Origin of the sequence: Streptomyces nanshensis, assembly GCF_001751255.1 — a bacterium.
GTDB classification, from domain to species: Bacteria; Actinomycetota; Actinomycetes; order Streptomycetales; family Streptomycetaceae; genus Streptomyces; species Streptomyces nanshensis_A.
In genome coordinates, this window is sequence record NZ_LJGW01000592.1 from 1 (window position 1) to 2248 (window position 2248).

General features: G+C 74.3%; 3 protein-coding genes. 1 reads left to right on the top strand and 2 read right to left on the bottom strand.

Annotation, left to right across the window (positions count from 1 at the left end; all coding sequences use genetic code 11):
- Positions 1-110: 110 nt before the first annotated feature.
- Both AN218_RS29995 and AN218_RS30000 read right to left on the bottom strand, forming a co-directional pair.
- The gene (locus tag AN218_RS29995; RefSeq protein WP_070020197.1) at positions 111-347 is read right to left on the bottom strand and encodes a hypothetical protein; all 237 of its coding nucleotides are present in this window, start codon (positions 345-347) and stop codon (positions 111-113) included.
- A gap of 85 nt (positions 348-432) precedes the next feature.
- A complete protein-coding gene (locus AN218_RS30000) occupies positions 433-1359 on the bottom strand; it encodes a LysR family transcriptional regulator (RefSeq protein ID WP_070020198.1) in 927 nt (308 codons plus the stop codon).
- 68 nt (positions 1360-1427) lie between these two features.
- On the opposite strand from AN218_RS30000, the gene AN218_RS30005 reads away from it, so the two are divergent.
- Positions 1428-2248: EamA family transporter (locus tag AN218_RS30005; RefSeq protein ID WP_244900836.1), on the top strand; the 821-nt coding region annotated here is incomplete at its 3' end.

The window sequence follows — 2248 nt, forward strand, 5'->3', positions numbered from 1 at the left end:
CGGACTTCGTGGCCGGCGGACCGGTGCGCGGGGAGCGCGCCGGCGCCGCGTACGCGCGGGCTCGCCGGGCACCCCGTACGCGGGCCCGGTGCACGCCGCATGCCCGGCCCTCATCCGTTGCGCAGGAAACCGTCCCCGTGCTGCGCGATGTGCTGTTCGAGCGCGGAGAGCGCCTGCTGCACCTCGGAGGTCGAGCCGCTGCCGCGCTGCTCCGCGTAGTAGGCGGCGCCCAGACGGCGCAGCAGGTCGTTGCCCTGACGCTGCGCCTGCACCTCCTCCATCTTCTCCTTGCCCTGCGCCAGTCCGCGCTGCGCCTGCTCCTTGGCCCTGTCGAGGAAACCCGCCATCTTCCTGCCTCCTGTGCCTGCGAATCACCGAGGGGAATCTCCCGAAAACCCCTTCTGTCCTTGCCCCGCGGAACGACTGCGGTGATCAGCGGGTTCCCCGTGGAGCGTCCGTACGCCCCTCGTCTTCGGCCAGTACCTCCAGCGCCACCCGTACGAGTTGCGGCACCGCGGGATGGCTCGGCTGCCCCGAACCCATCGGGACCTCGCGCCAGACGAGCATCAGCGGCACGTCGCCCGCGCCCGCCAGCGGCCGGTAGACCACGTCGGGGTGCGGGTGCATCTCGGCGGTCGCGGTGGTCGAGACGCCCACCGCGTCGCCCGCGGCGATCGCGCCCAGCCAGTCGTCGGTGTTGGCGACGAGCACCGCCGTGTCGGGGGAGGGGCGCAGCTCCTCGGGCCACAGATCGAGCGTGGTGACGCCGGAGACGGTGTTCAGGGCGATGGGGTGGTGGACGAGCGCGGCGAGGTTCAACGGGCCGGTGTGCGCGGCGAGTTCGCTGTCGGCGGGGACGGCTGCCACCCGCTGCTCGTTGCACAGCCACTCGCCGAGGAGGCCCTCCGCCTCGCGGGGCAGCAGAGGAGCCCGTACGAGCGCCACGTCCGTCTTGCCGCTCAGCAGCCCGGCGGTGCGCTCGTCCACGCGCAGCAGCTCCAGCGGTGTCTGCGGGAAGGTCTCCTTCCAGCGCCGCAGCAGCGGTGTGGTGTGCCGTCCGAACGCCGACCAGGCGTGGCCCAGCCGCAGCGGCCAGGGGCGCAGCCGCGCGGGGTCGAGCGCCTCGTCGACGGCGGCGACGGCGCCGGCCGCCTTGTCGCGGAAGTGCCGTCCCTCCGTGGTCAGTTCGAGACGGTGCGTCGTACGGTCCACGAGCCGTGCGCCCATATGGTCCTCGAGCTGACGCAGGGTCCGGGAGAGGGCGGGCTGGCTCATGCGCAGCATCGCGGCGGCGGAGGTGACGCTGCCGGCGTCCGCGATGGCCAGGAAGGCGCGGAGGTGACGCAGTTCTGCCGTCATGCGCAGCGAGCATAGCCGCAGGCCGAGACGCATTTCCGTGCGCGGCGCGGCGGCCATAGCGTGGTCGTGTGAGCTTCGGTGACAGCACGGCCGGGCAGGACCCGGCACTGACGGCGCGTGCGGCTTCGGCGTCCGGCACGGGACCCGGCGAGGAGTACGGCACGGGATCGGACGCGGGACCCGGCGCGGGGCCCGGTGCGGGCGGACCCTCGGACTCCGGGACGGCCTCCGGCGGCCACGGCCCGTACGCACAACAGGGCCAAGGGCGGCTCGGCGCGGTCGGAATGGTCGTGTGCAGCGCGCTGTCGCTGCAGTTCGGCTCGGCGGTCGCGGCGACGCTCTTCCCGCGCGCGGGCGCGCTCGGCGTCGTCGCGCTGCGGCTGGTCTTCTCGGCGCTGCTGATGCTCGCCGTGTGCCGGCCGCGGGTGCGCGGCCACAGCCGTACGGACTGGGCGGCCGTCACGGGGCTCGGCATCGCCCTCGGCACCATGAACTCGCTCTTCTACCAGGCGGTCGAGCGCGTACCGCTGGGCGCCGCCGTCACGCTCGAACTGCTGGGCCCGCTCGTGCTGTCCGTCGTCGGGTCGCGGCGGGCGCTGAGCCTGGTGTGGGCGGGGCTCGCGCTCGCGGGCGTGTATCTGCTGGGCAGCGGCGGGTTCGACACGCTGGACCTCGCGGGCGGCGCCTACGCGCTGGGGGCCGGTGCGATGTGGGTGGCCTACATCCTCTTCAACTCCCGTACGGGCGCCCGCTTTCCGAAGGCCGACGGGCTCGCGCTCGCGCTGGCGCTCGCCGCGCTGCTGAGCGCGCCGCTGGGGGTGGCCAGCGCCGGGCGTGCGCTGCTGGACCCGGTGACGCTGGGGCTGGGCGCGGCCGTGGCGGTGCTCTC

Excerpts from the sequence above, each read along its gene's own strand:
- AN218_RS29995 (WP_070020197.1), bottom strand. The coding sequence starts at position 347 with ATGGCGGGTTTCCTCGACAGGGCCAAGGAGCAGGCGCAGCGCGGACTG.
- AN218_RS30000 (WP_070020198.1), bottom strand. The coding sequence starts at position 1,359 with ATGACGGCAGAACTGCGTCACCTCCGCGCCTTCCTGGCCATCGCGGAC.